Source organism: Burkholderia sp. Ac-20384 (genome assembly GCF_017104605.1).
Classification (GTDB): Bacteria; Pseudomonadota; Gammaproteobacteria; order Burkholderiales; family Burkholderiaceae; genus Burkholderia; species Burkholderia lata.
Genome location: NZ_JAAGPE010000626.1, coordinates 1 through 1,758 on the forward strand (window position 1 = coordinate 1; position 1,758 = coordinate 1,758).

Here is a 1,758-nt window from a genome sequence, read left to right on the forward strand (position 1 = left end):
GGCCGCTGCGGGGCGGCCCGGGCGAGCGGGCCGCGCGCAGGCCGGTCGAGACCGGCCGGTCAGCCCACGAGCTTGCGGCGATGGCGCCAGAGGCTCGCGACGACCGCGATCAGGATCACGGCGAAGCCGATCAGCGACCAGCCGGGCAGCAGGATGCCGAAGATCGGCGGATAGACGGTTTCGCACAGCCCGGCGACCTTGAACATGCCGGGGAACCACTGCGCGGGCGGCAGGCTGTCGACGATAGGCTGCAGCGTGTCGAAGCCGCAGCTGAAGCCCGGATTCATCTGGATCGTCAGGTGCCGTGCGGCCGTACCGACGCCGCCGGCCGCGGCGATCGCGATCAGCAGCTCGAGCACCCAGACGCCGCGCCAGTTGCGGATCCCGGCGGCCAGGAACGCGAAGATCCCGATCGCGCAGAAGAAGTAGCGCTGGATGATGCAGAGCGGGCACGGATCTTCGTTCTTCACGTACTGCAGGTACAGCGCACCGGCCAGCAGGGCGATGCACACCCATCCGAGCAGCATCAGCAGGCGGCGTTCGCGGCGGATGGCGAGCGTGTAGTCGTTCATGTCGGCGGGGTTCCTCGTGGGTCGGTCCGGAAAACAATCGCGCGATTTTAGCGCGAACGGTCTGGCACGAAACTGACAGCGCGCGTGCGGCAACCTGCCGCACCGCGCGTCCTGCCCGCCGGCGGTCGGCTGGCTGCGCTCAGCGGATCGTGTTCAGCACGGCCTCGACTGCCTGGCCGATCGCGAGCAGTGCGTCGTCGCGATGCGGTGCGGCCGCGAGCATCAGCCCGACCGGCGCCGCGTCGCGCGGATGGCAGGGCAGCGACAGCGCGCACGCGTCGAGGAAGTTGAACGCGCTCGGGTTGCGCAGGATCAGCGCGTTGGTGCGCGTGAACGCGGCGTCGTCCGTTTCGAGTTCGGCGATGCGCGGCGGCACGACCGGCACCGTCGGCGCGACGAGTGCATCGAAGCGCGACCAGACCGTGTGCGCAGCTTCGTCGAGCATCGCCGTGCGTGCGGCGAGCAGGTCGAGATAGTCGGCCGCGGTCGCGGGTTCGCCCTTCAGGATCCGCGTGAGCACGCGCGGGTCGTACTGGTCGCGGTGCTTGGCGAGCAGCGGGCGATGCCACGCGTAGGCCTCGATCGGCGAAAAGCCGAAGCGGTTGACGTCCGGCAGCCGGTCGAGCGCCGGGAAACGCACTTCGGTGACGATCGCGCCGGCCGCTTCGAGATGCTTGAGGGCGGCGTCGAGTGCGGCCGCGACGTCGGCATCGACACCGTCCGTCACATAGTTCGTCAGCACGCCGAGCCGCACGCCTTCGAGCGGCCGGGCGGCCGGCACGTGCGGTTCGAGGCCCGCGAGCATCCGGTCGACGAGCGCGCAGCACGCGACCGTCAGGCCGATCGGGCCGAACGAGTCGAGCGTCGTCGACAGCGGCACGCCGCCTTGTGTCGGGATCCGGCTGGCGGTCGGCTTGAAGCCCGTCAGCCCGCACAGCGCGGCCGGAATGCGGATCGAGCCGCCGGTGTCGGTGCCGAGCGCGACGGCGGCCATCCCGTCGGCGACGGACGCGGCCGCGCCGGACGACGAGCCGCCGGAGATCCGCGCGTCGCCCGGCACGTCGCGGTGGTACGGCGAGCGCGGATGGCCGAAGTGCGGATTCAGCCCGAGCCCCGAGAACGCGAACTCGCTCATGTTGGTGCGGCCGACCAGCACCGCGCCCGCGCGCTTGAGCCGCGCGACGGC

General features: G+C 71.3%; 2 protein-coding genes. Both read right to left on the reverse strand.

Annotation, left to right across the window (positions count from 1 at the left end):
• Nucleotides 1-59 precede the first annotated feature (59 nt).
• Nucleotides 60-572 carry a disulfide bond formation protein B gene (locus G3O00_RS42410; RefSeq protein ID WP_011351308.1) on the reverse strand — a complete coding sequence of 171 codons (513 nt, stop codon included), beginning with the start codon at nucleotides 570-572 and terminating at the stop codon, nucleotides 60-62.
• A 139-nt stretch (nucleotides 573-711) separates the two neighbouring features.
• A partial coding sequence (locus G3O00_RS42415; protein ID WP_241025610.1) for an amidase occupies nucleotides 712-1,758 on the reverse strand: 1,047 nt, incomplete at its 5' end.

Bases quoted from the DNA above. Each gene is read 5' to 3' on its own strand.
- G3O00_RS42410 (WP_011351308.1), bottom strand. From the start codon at position 572: ATGAACGACTACACGCTCGCCATCCGCCGCGAACGCCGCCTGCTGATG.